Raw genomic sequence first — 19,278 nt, 5'->3', positions numbered from 1 at the left:
AAAGCGCGATGTCCACGCATCGCGCTTTTCCTTGCGCTGGGCCGCTAATCCGCTGCGCCGGCCACGCCCGGTTCGGCGGGCACGCGATCTCGAAAGTACGCGAGCGCGAAATCCACGAACGAGCGCGTCTTCGCGGAAACGTGCCGGCGCCCCGGATAGACGATCGACACTTCCTTGTCCGCGTCCTTGACCGTATGGCCCGGAAACAGGCGCACCAGCGCGCCGGTCTCGATGTCGCCCGTCACGTAACTGAGAGGCAGCACGGCCACGCCCATGCCGCAGAGCGCCGCCTGCCGCAGCATGGGCGAACTGTTCACCGTATAAGCCGGATCCAGCGACACGTTTTCCTGTACGCCCGACGGACCGACGAACGTCCACGTCGAGCCGTGCATGTCGGCGGACGGCGCGACGAAGTCGTGTTTCGACAGCGCGGACGGTCGCGCAGGCGTGCCGCGCCGGTGCAGATAGTCGGGCGACGCGATGAGCGCCGCCGCCACCTTAAACAACGGCCGGTTGATGAGCGTACCGCTGTTCACCAGATGCGGCACGACGATGCCGGCATCGAAGCCTTCGTCGACGAGATCGACCGGACGATGCAACAGCGTGAGACGCAGCTTGACGCTCGGATAACGGTCGCGATAGGCGCGCAGCATGGGCGTCAGTTCCAGCAGCGAGAACGACGCCGATGCGACGATCTTCAGCGTTCCTGACGGATCGACGGAACTTTTCGCCACTGCCGCTTCGATGGATTCCACCTGTTCGATCACCGCGCGACAGCCATCGGCATACGCCCTGCCGGCTTCGGTGAGCGACAAGCTGCGGGTGGTGCGGTTCAGCAAGCGCGTGTTGAGGTGTGTCTCGAGCAACGAGACATAACGCGTGATGACGGCGTTGGAGAGATCGAGCGCCGCGGCCGCGCGGCCGAAGGACTCGGTTTCGGCGACTTTGAGGAAGACGCGCATCGCCTGGAGTTGGTTCATGTTACGGACAACCTTGCGAGCGATGGACGGCGCTCTTTGCTTGATGGATGGAGCGCAGACAGCGTCGCTCTCGCGTGCGCGATGTTAATGGTGTCCGTCGAGCAAGGTAATCGGAGCAGTCCGACTGTGACGGCGTGTGGTTATGAGACCACTGTCGCATGTCCGCAACTCGCAGGGCGATCGCGTGAGCGAGGCAAGATTTCACCGCTGCGGTAAGTGCAGGCGGCCTAAGCGTTTACTCATATTGAAATTGCACTTTTCGAATTTTTCGAAAATATTTTTGTGTGTTCGTGGGGTGGTGGCTGCAAAAAGGCGGGCCATAAACTTTGGGCTGCCGAATATCGGCGAAAGGCATACGAAGGGAGTCGATCCCGAGATGTCGTGACGCCGCGAGCAACCCTATCGAGTCATACGACTCTTTCAAAGGAACACACATGAAAAAGACTCTGATTGTAGCGGCCGTGGCTGCATCGTTTGCGACCGCTGCCAGCGCGCAGAGCAGCGTTACGCTGTATGGCCTGGTCGATGCGGGCTTCACGTATGTGAACAACGTTCAGGCACCGATTGATGCCGACCACTACAAGAACAACTCGTGGAGCATGAGCGGCGGCAACGCCCAAATGAGCCGTTGGGGCCTGCGCGGCGCCGAAGATCTGGGCGGCGGCATGAAGGCGATTTTCCGCCTGGAAAGCGGTTTCGACGTTGCAAACGGAAAGAGCACCGATGGCCGCATGTTCGGTCGCCAAGCCTATGTCGGTCTGTCGACGCAAGCCGGCACGGTGACGCTGGGCCGTCAGACGGACGCCGTGGCGGATTACCTCGGCCCGGTAAGCGCAACGGGTACCTGGGGCGGCAAGTACTTCGCTCACCCGGGCGACCTGGACAACCTCGATGGCGACGCTTTCCGTGTCAACAACTCGGTGAAGTTCGTCAGCGCTAACTACGCAGGTCTGTCGTTCGCCGGCGCTTACGCGTTCTCGAACACGTCCGGTGGCTTCGCGGACAACCGTGCATACAGCCTGGGCGCTGGTTACGCGAACGGTCCGTTCAAGGTCGGCGCAGCTTATACGCAGGCAAACGGCCTGAATGCAAACGGTGACGGAGCGATTACGGAAGACGTCGCGACGCCGCTTACCTCCGCCTTCATGTCGACCGAACGTCTGCGCACGTTCGGCGCAGGCGGCAGCTTCTCGGCTGGCGCGATGACGTTTGGTCTGTTGTGGACGCAGACTCGCGAAGACAACAACAACGCGTTGTACGACTTCTCCAACATCGTCAACAACTACGAACTCAACGCTCGCTATGCAATGACGCCGGCGTTGTCGCTGGGTGCTGCGTACACGTTCACGAACGCGAAGACCAACAATTCGCTGGAATCGACCCGCGTCCGTTATCACCAATTCGGTCTGCAAACGGACTACGCACTGTCGAAGCGCACGGACATCTATGCTGAAGGCGTGATGCAAATCGCCAGCGGTCTGCCGGAAGGACAGTATCCGGTGGCAAGCATCAACGGCGCGACCGGCCCCTCGTCGAGCAGCCGTCAGCTTCTCGTGACGACCGGTATCCGTCACCGCTTCTAAATCGGCTTAAGCAGTACCAAGCCGTAGCAAGCTAGCAAGGAAAGGGCGCCGCAAGGCGCCCTTTCTGCGTTTACCGGTCGAGGAAGCAGCGAACTGCGCCTCCCATCCGGATGCACTACCATTCACGATGCGACCAACGCATCCCCACCGCGCCGGCTCGCGAGAAAAAGGAGACCGGGAATGATCTCGACGCGCAGTCCAGTAGTAACCGCAGCATTCATCCTCGCGCTTCTCGGCTCGAACGCCGCTCACGCCGACACCGTCGCGCTGAAAGCCAACCTTCAGCCATCGAGCGAAGTTCCGCCGCGCGTCAGCAAGGGACACGGCACGCTCGACGCCACCTTCGACACCGACAGCAAGGTCCTGACGTGGACCGCGACCTACGCCGACCTCTCCGGTCCCGTCACGATGGCGCACTTCCACGGCCCGGCGCCCGTCGGCCAGAACGCAAAGGTGCAGGTTCCCGTCGACAAGCGCGCGCTCGCGAGCCCGATGAAAGGTCGGGCGACGCTTACCGAGCAGCAAGTCGCCGATCTGATGGGCGGCCAGTGGTACTTCAATATTCATACGCAGGAGAACCCGACCGGGGAGATTCGCGGTCAGGTGATGCCGTCCAACTAGGCTCCAGCGAACGATGAGCTGGCAAAGCGCGCTCGCGTGCTGGGCAGTGCGGCGCCGCATGCGCCCGGAGACGGCCAAGCCCGAACTCGACGTCGGGCGAGCCCGCGCGTACACGTCGCGTCGCTTATGGTCGCCGGGCGTGCCCGATGGCTGGCGTCTTCAGACCGGCGATGACGGCGAATGGCTGCGCAACGCCACATCGCGCCGGACGATTCTGTACTTGCACGGCGGCGGCTATTACTTCTGCTCGCCGCGCAGTCATCGCGCGATCAGCTTCGGACTCGCGGTGCGCGCGCGGGCGAACGTCTTCTCGCTCGATTACCGCCTCGCGCCCGAGCACCGCTTTCCCGCCGCCGTGGATGACGCCGTCGCCGCCTATCGCGCGTTGCTCGCCGATGGCATCGCGCCCGAAGCCACGATCATCGCCGGGGATTCAGCCGGCGGCGGTCTCGCGCTCGCCACGTTGGTCGCGCTGCGCGATGCGGGCGACCCGCTTCCCGCAGGCGGCGTGCTTTTCTCTCCGTGGACGGATCTGACGTGCAGCGGCGCGTCGATGCGGACGAACGAGGGCCGCGATCCCATGTTCCACGCCGCAGTGTTTCCGCAGGTCGCTGCGCAATATCTCGGCGATGCCGACGCCACGCATCCCTACGCGTCGCCGCTCTTCGGCCGTTTCGACGGCTTGCCGCCGCTGCTGATTCAGGCGGGCGATACCGAATTGCTGCTCGACGACTCCACTCGCGTCGTCGAAAAAGCGCGCGCGGCGGGCGTTCGCGCCGAGTTGCAACTGTGGCGCAACGTGCCGCACATCTTCCAGATATGGGCGCCGTTCATGCCCGAGGCGCGCGAGGCGCTCGCGCTCGCGGGGCGCTTCATCGGCGAAGTCGCCACCGCGCCGGCACGCGATCATCGCGCGCCCATCACCTCGATCGTCTGATACGCGCGCTCGACCGCCGCCGTCCCGTACTGGCGTTCCAGGCGCCGCACGGTGAAGTGTCCGTGCGCCATCTGCTGGAAATGGTCGATGAACACCGTGTTGACCATCGCGCCCAGCACCGCGCCGATGGCCGGAATCGACTTGGCGGCGACCTGTTCGCTGACCTGCACGGAGAAGCGCGAGGCGATGGTCTGGAGAAACTTGAGGAGCGCCGTCGATCCGTGGCCGCCAAGTCCCTTCGCCGTGATCTCGGTCGTCGCGCGCGACACCGATTGCGCGAGCGCGCCGCGCACGATGAAGTAGCCGAGGTCGGCGTTGTCGTCGTCGCGACGCGTGCCGCCCATGCCGAGCACCATCATGCACTGAAGCTGCGTTTCCACGCGATGCACGTCCTCGCCCTCGCTGCGCGCGATGTCGCAAATCGAGCGAAACATGAGCGTCGTCGTGACAGGCAATTCGACCGGAAGCGCGAGCAGTCCGAACGCGCCACCCGCCGCGCCGGTCGTCGCGACGGCCAGCTTGTGCAGGAAATTGCTGGGCTTGTCGGGCGGCGGCGCGAGCAGCGAATCGGCGGGCGCGCCTTTGCCGAGCGTGCGCAGCGCGAGCTGCAGGCACTTTCGCAGCGCGAGCTGCGTGGCCTCGTCGACCTTTTCCTGCGCGGCACCGGGCAGGCGGCCCATCAGTTTTTCAATCGGCGCGCCGATGACGCTCGCGAGCTTCATCGTCAGCGACGGGCTTTCGAGCGCTTCCTTGGCGCGGGAGAGGGCGGCGAAGTCCTCGGGCGTGAGCGGCGAAGTGATGATGGGCGTCGGTTCCATGCTTTGTTTCTTGATCCGGAATGAGTGATTGACCACGCAACTTAGAGCGCAACAGCGTGCTATGATTCACTTTCCGTTGACTAGTCAATCATTGCGTCTACAAAAGATGGCCGTTCATACAGCCGCGCATCATTCGAGCGGGCAAGTTCTGCCGTTTCGCGAGTCCCTCATGGCGATGCTGGGCATTTCCTTCGTCACCATGCTGGTCGCACTCGACCAAACGGTCGTCGGCACCGCGCTGCCGACTATCGTCGCCGAGCTTAGGGGCTTCGACCTCTACGCGTGGGTGGCGACTTCCTATCTTCTGACATCCGTCATCACCGTGCCCATTTTCGGGCGGCTCGGCGATTACTACGGCCGCAAGCCCTTCGTGATCGCGTCGATCGTCGTGTTCACGGTCGCCTCGGTGCTGTGCGGGCTCGCCAACAGCATGATGTTCCTCGTGCTCGCGCGCGGCTTGCAGGGCATCGGCGGCGGGATGCTCGTCGGCACGGCGTTCGCGTGCATCGCGGATCTCTTCCCCGACAACGTCGTGCGTCTGCGCTGGCAAGTGCTGATGAGTTCCGCGTTCGGCATCGCAAATGCGGTCGGGCCGTCGCTCGGCGGCATTCTCACGCAGTATTACGGCTGGCGTTCAGTGTTCTACGTCAATCTGCCGGTCGGCGTGCTGTCGCTCTTTTTCGTGTGGCGCTTTCTGCCGCATCTGAGGCACGTCGCGCACGAAGGCAAGATGCGTCTCGACTGGCCGGGCGCCGCCCTGATCGCCATCGCGCTCGGCGCGCTGCAATTGTTCGTCGAATTGTTGCCGAAGCACGGCCTCGGTCCCGAGAGCATCGCCTTGCTGGCGGCGAGCGTCATCGCTGGCTACGCGCTCTGGAAATGGGAGATGCGCTGCGACTACGCGATCCTTCCCATCGACATGTTCCGCAATCAGAGCCTGGCTGCGCTTTTCACGCTCGCGATGCTCGGCGGCTTCACGATGTTCTCGCTGCTTTTCTATGCGCCGCTGCTCTTTCAGGGCGGCTTCGGGATGTCGCCGAAAGACGCGGGCATGATGATTACGCCGCTCGTCGTGTTCATCACGATCGGCAGCATCCTGAACGGGCGCATCGTCACGCGTCTGCCGAACGCGAATCCGATGCTCTATATCGGCTTCGCCTGCCTCGCCGTGTCGTGTCTCGGCGTGGTGATCGCCACGCACGCGATGCCGCGCGGGCTGCTGCTCGTGTTCATGCTGCTCGGCGGGCTCGGACTCGGCTTCGTCATGCCGAACCTCACCGTGTTCGCGCAGCAGACGGCGGGCCGCCAGCATCTCGGCATCGCGACGGCGCTCCTGCAATCGCTGCGCATGATCGGCGGGATGATCGGCACCGCGCTCACCGGCACGCTCGTGAGCCATCTTTATGCGAGCGGCGTGAGCCTCGCGCTGGAAAAGGACCACGCGACGCGCTGGTTCGGCGATCTCTCCGATCCGCAGATCCTCATCAATCACGAAGGGCAACAGACGCTGCTCGCGCAGCTCGCGGCGGCGGGTCATGACGGCGCGCTGCTGCTCGAAGCGGCGCGCGAGGCGCTCGTCGCCGCCATTCACATCGGTCTCGCGGTTGCCGCGGTGGTCGCGGTGATTTCGGTGTGGCAGTCGCGCCGGGTGCCGCCGGTTCGCTTGAAAGGACCGCAGGAACCGGTCATCCTCGCCGAGTGAGAAAGATGAAAGCGAAAGATGGAAGCCCTGACATGAACGAACAGGACCGTATCGCCGTGGTGCAACAGTTCGGGCGCACGTATCGCGCGTTCATGTCGGCGTTCGAATCGGCGGTCGGCCAGCCGATGCCGCGCTGGCGCATCCTGCTCGCGCTGCACGAGCGCGCGGGCGTGGTCTCGCAGAAGACGCTCGTCGAGCGTTTGCGCGTCGATCCCGGCGCGCTCACGCGCCAGTTGAAGACGCTGGAAGCGCTCGGCTGGGTCGTGCGCAGCGTCGATGCGCGCGACAATCGCGTGTCCAACGTCGCGCTGACGGCGCAAGGCCGCGCCGCCGCCGAAGAAAGCCTGCCGCGCCGCAATGCGTTCCTGCACGACACGATGGCCGCGATGCCCGACGACGCCATCGAGGCGCTCTCGGGCGCGCTGCACATGCTCGAAGCGCGCATTCAGGAAGTGGCCGCGGCGAACGCGGCGGCCACCGTCGGCGACAAGGCTTAGAAGAACGTCTCGATCACTTCCGTCACGCGATATTTCGGATCCACGACGAGAATCTGACGCCACTTGTCGAACGTGAGGCACGGATGCGAAATGTCGAACGCGATCATGTCGCCCACTTTCACGTCGTCGCCCGGCTTGATGCGCAGATACGCGTGCTGATCCATCAGGCCGAAAATCTCCCAGCCTTCGTCCGCTGACACGTCGCGCGGCGCGTCGTTGCCGGGCCGATAATGCTTCGCCGGCTCCGGCATGCCGGCATCGAACGCGGAATCGCGCTTGCCGAGACCGATGATCGCGCGGTCAGGCTCGGGAATCGACTGCACATAGGCCCACAACTGCAGCGCGGGCTTCAAACCCTGCCCCATCTTCTTCGCGATCGGATTGCGCGCGAAAATTTCGTTTTGCGCCTTCTTGTAGATGCCGACGTCGTGCGTCAGATAGCAGCCGGGACGCAGCACGACTTCGATGGCGTCGCTGTTCGCCTTGGCGAATTCGTCGGCGACGACGTCGTACCACGCCGATCCCGCGCCCGAAAGAATGGCCGGCTTGCGCGCGATCCTGCCTTCCGCGATCAGCTTGCGCGTGACGTCCACCGCGCTCTTCAGGAATTCGCGCACCTTCGATTCGTCCTGCAGCACGCCTTCGTACAACTCCACGCCCGCCAGTTCGATGACGCCCGGCCACCGCGCGATGGCCGCGAGTACCGCTTCGCGCTGCGCATCGTCGCGCACGCCGGTGCGTCCGCCGGGCACGCCCAGTTCCACGAGCACGTTCAACTTCTTGCGCACGTCCGAAAAGAACGCGCCGAGTTGATCCACGCCGTCCGCCGAATCCACGAGACAGAAGAACTCGAAATTCGGATCGGTCAGCAGTTCCGCGATCATGCCCATGTTGCGTTTGCCGACGAGCTGATTGGCCATCAGGATGCGATGCACGCCGCCGCGATACGCCGCGCGCACTTGATGCGCCGTCGCGAGCGTGATGCCCCAGGCGCCGGTGTCGAGCTGTCGGCGAAAGAGCTGCGGCGCCATCGTCGTCTTGCCGTGCGGCGCGAGCTTCACGCCGTACTCGCCGACGAACGCCTGCATCCACTTCAGGTTGTGCTCGATGCGTTCCGCGTACAGCACGGCGGCGGGCAGGCTCACGTCCTCGTCGAGCAGGTTCCATTGCAGGCGGCCGGCGTCGCCTAGCTGGATGCCTGTGCCCGGCACCATGCCGAGACCCTTGCCGAACGGGTCGATCGTCGCGCTCTGATAGTTTGTAACTTTCATGTGCTGCTGCTCCATCGTTCGAATAGATGCCTTTCTGTCGGCGCTCGATACAAGCGCCTGTTGACGGAACTATAGTACCCAAAGTAGCATCGTCGATAAAATGTTATTTAGTAACACGCGCCTCTCGTAAACCCGATGAACAGTCATGCCGATCCGCTCAGTTTCGATATCGTCGCCCGCATTGCCGAACGCGCGCCGGAATTGCGCAGCGCCGAGCGCAAAGTCGCCGCGCTGATCCTCGACGATCTCACGGGCGCGTCGCGGGCGAGCATCGGCGCGCTGGCGGAAGAGGCGAACGTCAGCATCGCGACGGTCACGCGCTTCGCGAAGGCGGTCGGCTGTCAGGACGTGCGCGAACTGAAGCTGCGGCTCGCGCAGGCCGCGGCGGTCGGGCAGCGCTTTCTCAAACGCGATCCGGCCGACGGCGACGCCGTGCCCGACTCGCTCGCCGCGCGCATCTTCGACGAAGTGCAAACCACGCTCGCGCAGAATCAGGGCGCGCTCTGCGCCGCGCCGATCGCGCCCGCCGCCGATGCGCTCGCCGCCGCGTCGATGATCTACGTGTTCGGCATGGGCGGCGGATCGACCGCGCTCGCCGACGAAATGCGTTTTCGCCTCGTGCGGCTCGGGCGGCCGGTGGCGTCGTACCAGGACGGCTTGCTGCAGCGCATGGTGGCCGCGACGCTCTCGAAGGAACATGTCGTCGTCGCGCTGTCGGTGACGGGGCAAACGCCCGAGATGGTCGAAAGCTGCCGGCTCGCGCGCGAGTACGGCGCGCGCGTGATTGCGCTGACCGCGCCCGCGTCGCCGCTCGGCGCGCTCGCGGACTGGCTGATTCCCGTCATCGCGATCGAAACGGATTTCATCTACAAGCCGTCGTCGTCGCGCTACGCGATGTTGATGGCGCTCGATCTGCTCGTCACCGAACTGGCCGTCAAACAGGCCGACAAAAGCCGCGAGCTGCTGCGCCGCATGAAGCACGCGCTCGACGCGCATCGCGGCGGCGGCGAGCGTCAACCTTTGGGAGATTAGTCATGGAAACGGCTGATACGTTGATCGTCGGCGCGCGCGTGATCGATGGCACGGGCGCCCCCGCCGTCGAGCGCGATGTCGCGGTGCGCGACGGGCGCATCGTCGCGATCGCCGCGCCGGGCGGCTTGTCGCACTGGCGCGCAGGCGACGTGTTCGACGCGCGCGGGAAGGTGCTCGCGCCCGGTTTCATCGACGTGCACACGCACGACGACACGCACGTCATCCGCTCGCCGCAGATGATGCCGAAGATCACGCAGGGCGTGACGACGGTGATCGTCGGCAATTGCGGAATCAGCGCGTCGCCCGTGACGTTGAAGGGCGATCCGCCCGACCCGATGAACCTGCTCGGCGATTCCGCCGCGTTCAAGTACCCGACCTTCGCCGCCTATGTCGATGCCGTCAACGACGCGCGCCCGGCCGTGAACGTCGGCGCGCTGATCGGCCACACGGCGCTGCGCAGCAATCACATGGACCGGCTCGATCGCGCCGCGAGCGCCGACGAAGTCGCCGGCATGCGCGCGCAACTGGAAGAAGCGCTCGCCAACGGCGCGCTCGGCTTGTCGAGCGGGCTCGCGTATGGATCGGCGTTCAATGCGCCTCCCGAGGAAGTGCAGGCGCTGGCCGAACCGCTCGGCAAAGCGGGCGCGCTCTACACGACGCACATGCGCACCGAATTCGACGCAATCCTCGATGCGATGGACGAGGCGTATCGCGTGGGCCGTCATGCGCGCGTGCCGGTGGTGATTTCGCATCTGAAGTGTGCGGGGCCGTCGAACTGGGGGCGCAGCGTGGACGTGCTGAAATCGCTGGAGACGGTGCGCGACGGACAGCCCGTCGGCTGCGACTGCTATCCGTACAACCGAAGTTCATCGACGCTGGATTTGAAGCAGGTGACGGGCGATATCGACATCACGATTACGTGGTCGGAGCCGCATCCCGAAATGGCGGGCAAGCTGATTCGCGAGGTCGCGGCTGAATGGAACGTGAGCCAGCAGGACGCCGCGAGGCGTTTGCAGCCGGCGGGCGCGGTGTATCACAACATGTCGGAGGACGACGTGCGGCGCATCCTCTCGCATCCCGCGACGATGGTCGGCTCCGATGGCCTGCCCAACGATCCGCTGCCGCATCCGCGCTTGTGGGGCGCGTTTCCGCGCGTGCTCGGCCACTATGCGCGCGATACGGCGCTCATCACGCTCGAAGAGGCGGTGCGCAAGATGACGAGCCTGTCGGCGCGGCGTTTCGGGCTGGCCGAGCGGGGCGAAGTGAAGGTGGGCTATCACGCGGATCTGGTCGTATTCGATCCCGAGCGCGTGCGCGATGCCGCGACGTTCGCGAAGCCGCAGCAAGCGGCCGACGGCATCGACGCGGTCTGGGTGAATGGCGTTTTGACGTATCGCGAGGCGGCCGTGACCGGCGCGCGCGCGGGACGTTTCGTGGCGCGCGGCGCGGCATCGAAGCTCGATGCAGCCGGCGCGTTTTGAAGACTTGTTGCGTTAGAAAGGAGTGAAAAGATGAAGCGTTATGGCGTGGAAGGCGGCAAGGGGCAAGGCGGCGCGCATATGCCGTTCGCACGCGCGGTCGAGGCCGATGGCTGGCTCTTCGTGTCGGGCCAGACGCCGATGCAGGACGGCGAGGTGATCAACGGCGGCATCGTCGAGCAATCGCACAAGACGATTCAGAACGTGATCGCCATTCTCGAGGAAGCGGGCTACGGCACCGAGCATGTGGTGCGCTGTGGCGTGTGGCTGGACGATCCGCGCGACTTCGCTTCGTTCAACAAGGTGTTCAAGGAGTACTTCGGCGCGAATCCGCCAGCGCGGGCATGCGTGGTGTCGTCGATGGTGATCGACTGCAAGGTCGAGGTCGACTGCGTCGCTTATAAGAAGCCTTCGGCCTGATTCCGCTCATTCGGGCGGCTTCGCGTGCGAAGCCGCCTGCCATCACTGCCGCGCGAGGCGCGCGTTATCGGGCATCGGCAAATTGAAGTTCGTGCGAAACGGATTGATATCCAGTCCGCCGCGCCGCGTATAACGCGCATAGACCGCGAGCCGCTCCGGTTTGCATTCGCGCATGATGTCCATGAAGATGCGCTCGACGCATTGCTCGTGGAAGCCGGTGTGCTCGCGGTACGACACGATATACCGCAGCAATCCCGCGTGATCGATCTGCCCGCCGTAATAGCGAATCTGCACGCTGCCCCAGTCCGGCTGGCCCGTCACCGGGCAATTCGATTTCAGCAGGTTGGAAAAGAGCGTCTCGTCGATGGGCGCTTCGTCGTGCGACGCCGAAAGCAACGCCGGGTCCGGCGAATACACGTCGCAATCGAGATCGAGCCGGTCGAGCGACAAGCCGTCGAATTCCTCCATCTTCAGCTTGCCGAAGTCGGCGGGCGCGGTCAGTTGCACCGATACCGTCGCGCCGCAAACAGCCGAAACATCACGTTTGATGGCGGCGCGCACATCGTCGATGGAAGCGAACCGCGTCTGCGCGAACGAGCCGAGATACAGCTTGAAGGACTTCGATTCGACGATATTGGGCGAATCCGCCGACACGAAGAACGTCGCGACCGCGAGTTGCGGCTTGCCGTTGCGGTTGAGCCATGAAAGCTCGTAGGCGTTCCAGATGTCGGTGCCGAAGAACGGCAGCCGCGCGGGAACGCCGATCGAATCGCGGGCGCGCTTGCGGTCGATCGGAAAGAGCAGCGAGGAATCGTACTGTTCGGTGTAGTTGACGGCCTTGCCGAGCGGAGATTGTTCGGGTGTCATGATGCGTTCGCTATGCCGCTGAGAACGTGCCCCGTCGCAGTCACGACGCGAGCGGATTCGCAGTGGCGGATTTGGTCGTCGAAGAAAAAGTCGGGCTCGAATTCGCGCAGGAATTCGCCCTTGTCCAGCCCGCCCAGAAACATCGCTTCGTCGATTTCGATGTCCCACGCCATCAGCGTCCGGATCGCGCGTTCGTGCGCGGGAGCGGAGCGCGCCGTGACGAGCGCGGTGCGGATATGCATCGACGACGCCTTCTCGTTGTCGTCGGCGATGCGTTGCAGCTTGTTCAGCGCCGCGAGCAGCGGCTTGAGCGGCCCGCCGGGGAGCGGCAGATCGCGCTTGTCGGTTTCGTGGCCGACGAACGCCGACAAACCGTCGGCCTGAAATACGCGCTCGGCTTCGTCGGAAAAAAGCACGGCGTCGCCGTCGAACGCGATGCGGATTTCATCGGCATAACGGGACGCCGCACGCGGCGTTTCCGGCAGCACGCGCGCCGCCGGAAAACCGGCGGCGAGCGCGGCGCGCACGTCCTCCGGATTCGCCGACAGAAATAGCGATGCACAGAGCGGTTTCAAGTACGCAAACGGCGAGCGCCCGCGCGTGAACACGCCGCGCTCGATGGCAAGTCCATGCTCGCGGCACGAATGAAACGCACGCAGGCCGCTGATCGGATCGCTGCGCGAGAGAATCACCACTTCGACGCGCTGTTCGTCGGCATTGAGCGCAAGCAGCTTGCGGATCAGCCCGAACGCGACGCCCGGCTTCGCGGGCTTGTCGAGGCGCGAGCGTTGCAGCGCCTCGTACTGCGCGAGGTCGCCGGTTTCGTAGACGCGATTCTCTTCTTCGAAGTCGAAGAGCGCGCGCGACGAAATCGCGACGACGAGCTTGTCTTCGAGCGTGAAGGCCATCGCTCTCAAGCCAGAAAGAGCTTGTACACCGGGTTCGCCTGCTCGTCCCACCACGGATAGCCGAGCGTCGCGAGAAAGCGCTCGAATTCCGCGTTGTCCGACTGCGGCACCTGAATGCCGACGAGAATCGAGCTGTAATCCGCGCCCTGATTGCGATAGTGGAAGAGGCTGATGTTCCATTCCGGCGCCATCGACGAGAGGAACTTCATCAGCGCGCCGGGCCGCTCGGGAAACTCGAAGCGCAAGAGGCGCTCGTCCTGCGCGAGCGGCGAATGGCCGCCCACCATATAGCGGATGTGCTGCTTCGAGAGTTCGTCGTGCGAGAGGTCCACGGTGGCGAAGCCATGCTCGATGAACGCGGACATCATCTGCGCCGTTTCCTTGCGCGACTTGATCTGCACGCCGACGAAGATATGCGCGGCGCGCGCATCCGCGATCCGGTAGTTGAACTCGGTGACGCTGCGCGTGCCGACGAGTTCGCAAAAGCGCTTGAAGCTGCCGCGCTCTTCGGGAATCGTCACGGCGAACACAGCCTCGCGCGCCTCGCCGACTTCCGCGCGCTCCGCGACGAAGCGCATGCGGTCGAAGTTCATGTTCGCGCCCGACGTCACGGCGACGAGCGTCTCGCCTTCGATGTCCTCGCGCTCCGCGTAGAGCTTCGCACCCGCGACCGCGAGCGAGCCGGCCGGCTCCAGCACGCTGCGCGTGTCCTGAAAGACGTCCTTGATCGCGGCGCAGAGCGCGTCGGTATCGACGGTCAGCACGTCGTCGAGCAATTCGTGGCAAAGGCGGAACGTCTCCTCGCCGACGAGTTTCACCGCCGTGCCGTCCGAAAAGAGGCCCACGTCCGAAAGCGTCACGCGCTCGCCGGCTTTCACGGAACGCGCCATCGCGCACGAATCCTCGGTCTGCACGCCGATCACCCTGATTTCCGGGCGCACCGCCTTCACGTAGGCCGCGACGCCCGCCGCGAGCCCGCCGCCGCCGATCGGCACGAAGATCGCGTGAATCGGGCCCTGATGCTGACGCAGAATCTCCATCGCGACGGTGCCTTGACCCGCGATCACGTCGGGATCGTCGAACGGATGCACGAACGTGAGGCCGCGCTCTTGCTGAAGCTCGACGGCGCGCGCGTAGGCGTCGCTATACGATTCGCCCGCGAGCACCACTTCGACCGTCGGGCCGCCGTGCGTGCGGATCGCGTCGATTTTGACCTGCGGCGTGGTCGTCGGCACCGCGATGACCGCGCGGCAGCCGAGCCGCGCCGCCGACAGTGCGACGCCCTGCGCGTGATTGCCCGCCGACGCCGTGATGACGCCGCGCGCCAGCACGTCCGCGGGCAGGTTCGCCATCTTGTTGTAGGCGCCGCGAATCTTGAACGAGAACACCGGCTGGTTGTCTTCGCGCTTGAGGTACACGGAATTGCGCAGGCGCGCCGACAGATTGCGCGCGGGTTCGAGCTCGGTTTCGCGCGCGACATCGTAGACGCGCGCGGTCAGCACTTTCTTCAGATAGTCGGGATGGTTCATGCGGAGGACTCGTCACGCAGACCGGCTGCGCTTTTTCGGGGCGAAACCATCAATGATAGCCGCAAAGAGGCACTTTCCCGGCTTCGCGCGGTCCGGCGCGGGGCAGACCGACCAGTCGGATAAGGAAAAGCGCGCAAAAGCATCAAACTGCGGCGAAACGGGCGCGCGAAAGGCCCTTTGTCGTGCTGGCGGCCGGCAACGGCGATTTTCGCGATGGGTTAGAATTTCCTTTTACGAATCAGCAATCAGGATCGGCAGATGCACCGGCAGCTTCGGATCGATTTCCTGGCGCACGTCCCCCGCGAGCATCACGCCGCGGGCGAGCGGCACGCGCGCCATGCGCGATCGTGGCGCTGATCTCGGGCACATCGAAGGCGTCGCCGTGAGCGTGGCCTTGCGCAACGAATCGCCCGCCTTCGCAAAGAAAAGTCTCAATCGAAAATCTGCGCCCCCCCGCGCATCGTCGGCGTTTGCGCTTCGCACTGCGCGCGCCGATACACCGAACCGTCGAACATGAACGCACCTCAAGCCTTCGATCCGAACGGCGCCCATGCCGCCTTGGCGCTCGATGTCGAGCCCCGTCTGCGCGAAATTCCCTATAACTACACGTCGTTTTCCGATCGCGAAATCGTCATGCGGCTGCTCGGCGACGAAGCGTGGGCCGCGCTCGACGAACTGCGCGGCGAGCGCCGCACCGGCCGCTCGGCGCGCATGCTGTACGAAGTGCTCGGCGATATCTGGGCCGTGCGCCGCAATCCGTATCTGCAGGACGACCTGCTCGACAATCCGAAGCGCCGCGCGATGCTCGTCGAAGCGCTGAATCACCGTCTGACGGAAATCGAAAAGCGCCGCAGCGCCGATCTTTCCGCGCACGGCGAGGAAGCCGGCAGCCGCGAGCGCGCGCAGCGCGTGCAGTTGCTGATCGCCGCTGCGCGCCGCGCCGTCGACGACTTCGCCTCCGAATTCGGCCGCATGGCGGATTTGCGCCGCCGCGCGTCGCGCGTGCTCGGCAGACAGACGCAGAAGGACAACATCCGCTTCGACGGCCTCGCGCGCGTGTCTCATGTGACGGACGCGACCGACTGGCGCGTGGAATATCCGTTCGTCGTGCTGACGCCGGATACGGAAGCGGAAATCGCCGGTCTCATCAAGGCGTGTTTCGAACTGGGCCTGACCGTGATTCCGCGCGGCGGCGGCACCGGCTACACGGGCGGCGCGATTCCGCTCACGCCGTTCGCGGCGGTCATCAACACGGAAAAGCTGGAGCAGCTCGGGCCTGTCGAAATGACGAACCTGCCGGGCGTCGAGCAGAAGGTCGCGACAATTCTTTCCGGCGCGGGCGTCGTCACGCGGCGCGTCACGGAAGCGGCGGAGCAGGCGGGCTTCGTGTTCGCGGTGGACCCGACATCGCTCGATGCGTCGTGCGTCGGCGGAAACGTGGCGATGAACGCGGGCGGCAAGAAAGCGGTGTTGTGGGGCACGGCGCTCGACAATCTCGCGTGGTGGCGCATGGTCGATCCCGAAGGCAACTGGCTCGAAGTCACGCGTCTCGAACACAATCTCGGCAAGATTCACGACATCGAAGTGGCGCGTTTCCGGCTCGACTGGTTCGACGGCAACCGCGCGCCGGGCGAGAAGCTCATTCGCACGGAAAGCCTCGATATCGCTGGCCGCACGTTCCGCAAGGAAGGGCTCGGCAAGGACGTGACCGACAAGTTTCTGTCCGGTCTGCCAGGCGTGCAGAAGGAAGGCTGCGACGGGCTCATCACGTCCGCGCGCTGGATTCTGCACAAGATGCCCGCGCACACCCGCACTGTCTGCCTCGAATTTTTCGGCCAGGCGCGCGACGCGATTCCGAGCATCGTCGAGATCAAGGACTATCTGTTCGAAACGTCGAAAGAGGGCGGCGCGATTCTCGCGGGCCTCGAGCATCTCGACGAGCGCTATCTGCGCGCGGTCGGTTACGCGACGAAAAGCAAGCGCAACGCGTTTCCGAAGATGGTGCTGATAGGCGACATCGTCGGCAATGACGCCGATGCCGTCGCCGCCGCCACGTCCGAAGTCGTGCGCATGGCGAACGGCAAGAGCGGCGAAGGCTTCGTCGCGGTGAGCGCCGAGGCGCGCAAGCGCTTCTGGCTCGACCGCTCGCGCACGGCGGCGATCGCGAAGCACACGAACGCGTTCAAGATCAACGAAGACGTCGTGATTCCGCTCAATCGCATGGGCGAGTACACGGACGGCATCGAGCGCATCAACATCGAACTGTCGATCAAGAACAAGCTGCAACTGCTCGACGCGCTCGAAACGTTCTTCCGCAACGGCAAGCTGCCGCTCGGCAAGAGCGACGACGCCAACGAGATTCCCAGCGCCGAATTGCTGGAAGACCGTGTGCAGCAGGCGCTCGACTTGCTCAAGCGCGTGCGCGGACGCTGGACGTTCGTCGGCGAGAAGCTCGACATGCCATTGCGCGAGGCGCAGCACTATCTCGTGACGCTCGGTTACGAGGCGTTCGCGGAGAAGTTCGCCGATCGCGTGGACGCGCAGCCGGACGCCAACGTGTTCCATCTCGCGCAGGACCGCACGCTGCGCATTTCGTGGAAGCAGGAGATTCGCGCGGAACTGCGCCAGATTTTCAACGGCGGCGAATTCAAGCCGATCCTCGACGAAGCGCAGGCCATCCACAAGCAAGTGCTGCGCGGGCGCGTGTTCGTCGCGCTCCACATGCACGCGGGCGATGGCAACGTCCACACGAACATTCCCGTCAACTCCGACAACTACGAGATGCTGCAGGACGCGCACCACGCGGTCGCGCGCATCATGAAGCTCGCGCGTTCGCTGGACGGCGTGATTTCCGGCGAGCACGGCATCGGCATCACGAAGCTCGAATTTCTGACGGACGAGGAAATCGGCGATTTCCGCGCGTACAAGAAGCGCGTGGACCCGCAAGGGCGTTTCAACGCGGGCAAGCTGCTCGAAGGCGCGGACCTGCGCAACGCGTACACGCCGTCGTTCGGGCTGATGGGCTACGAGTCCATCATCATGCAGCAGTCGGATATCGGCGCGATCTCCGATTCCATCAAGGACTGCCTGCGCTGCGGCAAGTGCAAGCCGGTGTGCGCGACGCACGTCCCGCGCGCGAACCTGCTCTATAGCCCGCGCAACAAGATTCTCGCGACATCGCTGCTCGTCGAGGCGTTTCTCTACGAAGAGCAGACGCGCCGCGGTGTGTCGATCAAGCATTGGGACGAGTTCAACGACGTGGCCGACCATTGCACGGTCTGTCACAAATGCGCGACGCCGTGCCCGGTGAAGATCGATTTCGGCGACGTGTCGATGAACATGCGCAACCTGTTGCGCAAGATGGGCAAGAAGAAGTTCAACGCGGGCAACGCGGCGGGCATGTTCTTCCTCAACGCGACGAATCCGCAGACCATCAACCTCGCGCGCACCGCGATGATGGGCGTCGGCTACAAGGCGCAGCGCCTCGGCACCGAAGTGCTGAAGAAGCTCGTCAAGAAGCAGACGGCGCATCCGCCCGCGACGACCGGCAAGCCGCCCGTCGTGCAGCAGGTGATTCACTTCGTCAACAAGAAGATGCCGGGCAATCTGCCGAAGAAAACGGCGCGCGCGCTGCTGGATATCGAGGACAACAAGATCGTTCCGATCATCCGCAACCCGAAAACGACGACCGTCGATTCGGAAGCCGTGTTCTATTTCCCCGGTTGCGGCTCGGAGCGTCTTTTCTCGCAAGTCGGCCTCGCGACGCAGGCGATGCTCTGGGAAGCGGGCGTGCAAACCGTGCTGCCGCCGGGTTATCTCTGCTGCGGCTATCCGCAGCGCGGCGCGGGCCAGTACGACAAGGCCGAGAAGATCGTCACGGACAACCGCGTGCTGTTCCATCGCGTCGCCAATACGCTGAACTATCTCGACATCAAGACCGTCGTCGTGTCGTGCGGAACGTGCTACGACCAGCTCGCGGGCTATGAATTCGAGAAGATTTTCCCCGGCTGCCGGATCATCGACATTCACGAATTCCTGCTGGAGAAAAACATCAGGCTGGAAGGCGTGAAAGGCACGCGCTACATGTATCACGATCCATGTCACTCGCCGATCAAGACGATCGACCCGGTCAAGCTCGTCAACGATCTGATGGGCTCGCAGCACGACGGCTACAAGATTCAGAAGAACGATCGCTGCTGCGGCGAATCGGGCACGTTCGCGGTGACGCGGCCGGATATCGCGACGCAAGTGCGCTTTCGCAAGGAAGAGGAAGTGCGCAAGGGCGCGGCGAACCTGCGCGGCATTGCGCTCACGGCGGTTGCGGGCTCGAACGCGATCAATCCGATGAACGCGTCCGCGGGCGCGGCGGGCGCGGCGCCCGGCTCGGTGCTTTCGGCCGGCGACGGCGCGCAGACCAGCGGCACGGACGTCAAGATCCTGACGAGCTGCCCGTCCTGCCTGCAGGGACTCTCGCGCTACAACGAGGACGCCAATGTGGAGGCGGACTATATCGTCGTGGAAATGGCGCGCAAGGTGCTCGGCGAGAATTGGATGGAACAGTACGTCGAACGCGCGAACAATGGCGGTATCGAGCGCGTGCTGGTGTAATAGCGAAATCGAGGTTTGATTCGCTAG

Annotated in this window: 15 protein-coding genes; 9 read left to right on the top strand and 6 right to left on the bottom strand. The window is 64.3% G+C overall.

From position 1 onward, the window contains the following. Positions 1–44: 44 nt before the first annotated feature. Positions 45–980, bottom strand: a complete 936-nt coding sequence (locus LDZ27_RS13020; RefSeq protein ID WP_244814482.1) for a LysR family transcriptional regulator — start codon at positions 978–980, stop codon at positions 45–47. 434 nt (positions 981–1,414) lie between these two features. On the opposite strand from LDZ27_RS13020, the gene LDZ27_RS13015 reads away from it, so the two are divergent. The 3 genes from LDZ27_RS13015 (at position 1,415) to LDZ27_RS13005 (ending at position 4,121) form a co-directional block, all read left to right on the top strand. Further along, entirely contained in the window at positions 1,415–2,563 is a 1,149-nt protein-coding gene (locus LDZ27_RS13015) for a porin (protein ID WP_244814481.1), read from the top strand. A gap of 180 nt (positions 2,564–2,743) precedes the next feature. Continuing rightward, the gene (locus tag LDZ27_RS13010) at positions 2,744–3,184 is read left to right on the top strand and encodes a CHRD domain-containing protein (RefSeq protein WP_244814480.1); all 441 of its coding nucleotides are present in this window, start codon (positions 2,744–2,746) and stop codon (positions 3,182–3,184) included. 13 nt (positions 3,185–3,197) lie between these two features. Next, on the top strand, positions 3,198–4,121 hold the full coding sequence (locus LDZ27_RS13005; protein WP_244814479.1) for an alpha/beta hydrolase: 924 nt from the start codon (positions 3,198–3,200) through the stop codon (positions 4,119–4,121). Here LDZ27_RS13005 and LDZ27_RS13000 read toward each other — a convergent pair. Then, positions 4,091–4,939, bottom strand: a complete 849-nt coding sequence (locus tag LDZ27_RS13000) for an EcsC family protein (RefSeq protein ID WP_244814478.1) — start codon at positions 4,937–4,939, stop codon at positions 4,091–4,093. The genes LDZ27_RS13005 and LDZ27_RS13000 overlap by 31 nt on opposite strands. A 106-nt stretch (positions 4,940–5,045) precedes the next feature. Here LDZ27_RS13000 and LDZ27_RS12995 point away from each other — a divergent pair, with 106 nt between their 5' ends. Together LDZ27_RS12995 and LDZ27_RS12990 are read left to right on the top strand one after the other, a co-directional pair. Continuing rightward, complete coding sequence (locus tag LDZ27_RS12995) at positions 5,046–6,641, top strand: MFS transporter (RefSeq protein WP_244814477.1); 1,596 nt, start codon at positions 5,046–5,048, stop codon at positions 6,639–6,641. Positions 6,642–6,673: 32 nt separating this feature from the next. Then, the gene (locus tag LDZ27_RS12990) at positions 6,674–7,138 is read left to right on the top strand and encodes a MarR family winged helix-turn-helix transcriptional regulator (protein ID WP_244814476.1); all 465 of its coding nucleotides are present in this window, start codon (positions 6,674–6,676) and stop codon (positions 7,136–7,138) included. Here the strand turns inward: LDZ27_RS12990 and LDZ27_RS12985 are convergent. After that, positions 7,135–8,409: an amino acid deaminase gene (locus LDZ27_RS12985; RefSeq protein ID WP_244814475.1), complete on the bottom strand. Its 1,275-nt coding sequence runs from the start codon at positions 8,407–8,409 to the stop codon at positions 7,135–7,137. The two genes, LDZ27_RS12990 and LDZ27_RS12985, sit on opposite strands and share 4 nt — an antisense overlap. A 135-nt stretch (positions 8,410–8,544) precedes the next feature. Here LDZ27_RS12985 and LDZ27_RS12980 point away from each other — a divergent pair, with 135 nt between their 5' ends. From LDZ27_RS12980 to LDZ27_RS12970, 3 genes are read left to right on the top strand one after another with little or no spacing between them, the layout of a single operon-like run. Further along, complete coding sequence (locus LDZ27_RS12980; protein ID WP_244814474.1) at positions 8,545–9,441, top strand: MurR/RpiR family transcriptional regulator; 897 nt, start codon at positions 8,545–8,547, stop codon at positions 9,439–9,441. Positions 9,442–9,443: 2 nt separating this feature from the next. Further along, on the top strand, positions 9,444–10,922 hold the full coding sequence (locus LDZ27_RS12975) for an amidohydrolase family protein (protein WP_244814473.1): 1,479 nt from the start codon (positions 9,444–9,446) through the stop codon (positions 10,920–10,922). A 30-nt stretch (positions 10,923–10,952) separates the two neighbouring features. Next, positions 10,953–11,339 (top strand): RidA family protein, encoded by a 387-nt coding sequence (locus LDZ27_RS12970; protein ID WP_244814472.1) that lies wholly within the window; start codon positions 10,953–10,955, stop codon positions 11,337–11,339. A 42-nt stretch (positions 11,340–11,381) separates the two neighbouring features. On the opposite strand, the gene queF is transcribed toward LDZ27_RS12970, so the two are convergent. From queF to ilvA, 3 genes are read right to left on the bottom strand one after another with little or no spacing between them, the layout of a single operon-like run. Beyond that, positions 11,382–12,206, bottom strand: a complete 825-nt coding sequence (gene queF / locus LDZ27_RS12965; protein WP_244814471.1) for an NADPH-dependent 7-cyano-7-deazaguanine reductase QueF — start codon at positions 12,204–12,206, stop codon at positions 11,382–11,384. After that, positions 12,203–13,114 (bottom strand): 5'-nucleotidase, encoded by a 912-nt coding sequence (locus LDZ27_RS12960; protein WP_244814470.1) that lies wholly within the window; start codon positions 13,112–13,114, stop codon positions 12,203–12,205. The genes queF and LDZ27_RS12960 overlap by 4 nt, the downstream gene beginning before the upstream one ends. 5 nt (positions 13,115–13,119) lie before the next feature. Next, positions 13,120–14,643 (bottom strand): threonine ammonia-lyase, biosynthetic, encoded by a 1,524-nt coding sequence (ilvA, locus tag LDZ27_RS12955; protein WP_244814469.1) that lies wholly within the window; start codon positions 14,641–14,643, stop codon positions 13,120–13,122. 513 nt (positions 14,644–15,156) lie between these two features. Here ilvA and LDZ27_RS12950 point away from each other — a divergent pair. Then, entirely contained in the window at positions 15,157–19,251 is a 4,095-nt protein-coding gene (locus LDZ27_RS12950; protein WP_244814468.1) for an FAD/FMN-binding oxidoreductase, read from the top strand. Positions 19,252–19,278: the final 27 nt, after the last annotated feature.

Origin of the sequence: Caballeronia sp. Lep1P3 (assembly GCF_022879595.1) — a bacterium.
GTDB lineage: Bacteria > Pseudomonadota > Gammaproteobacteria > Burkholderiales > Burkholderiaceae > Caballeronia.
This window is presented reverse-complemented; position numbering and strand designations above follow the sequence as displayed.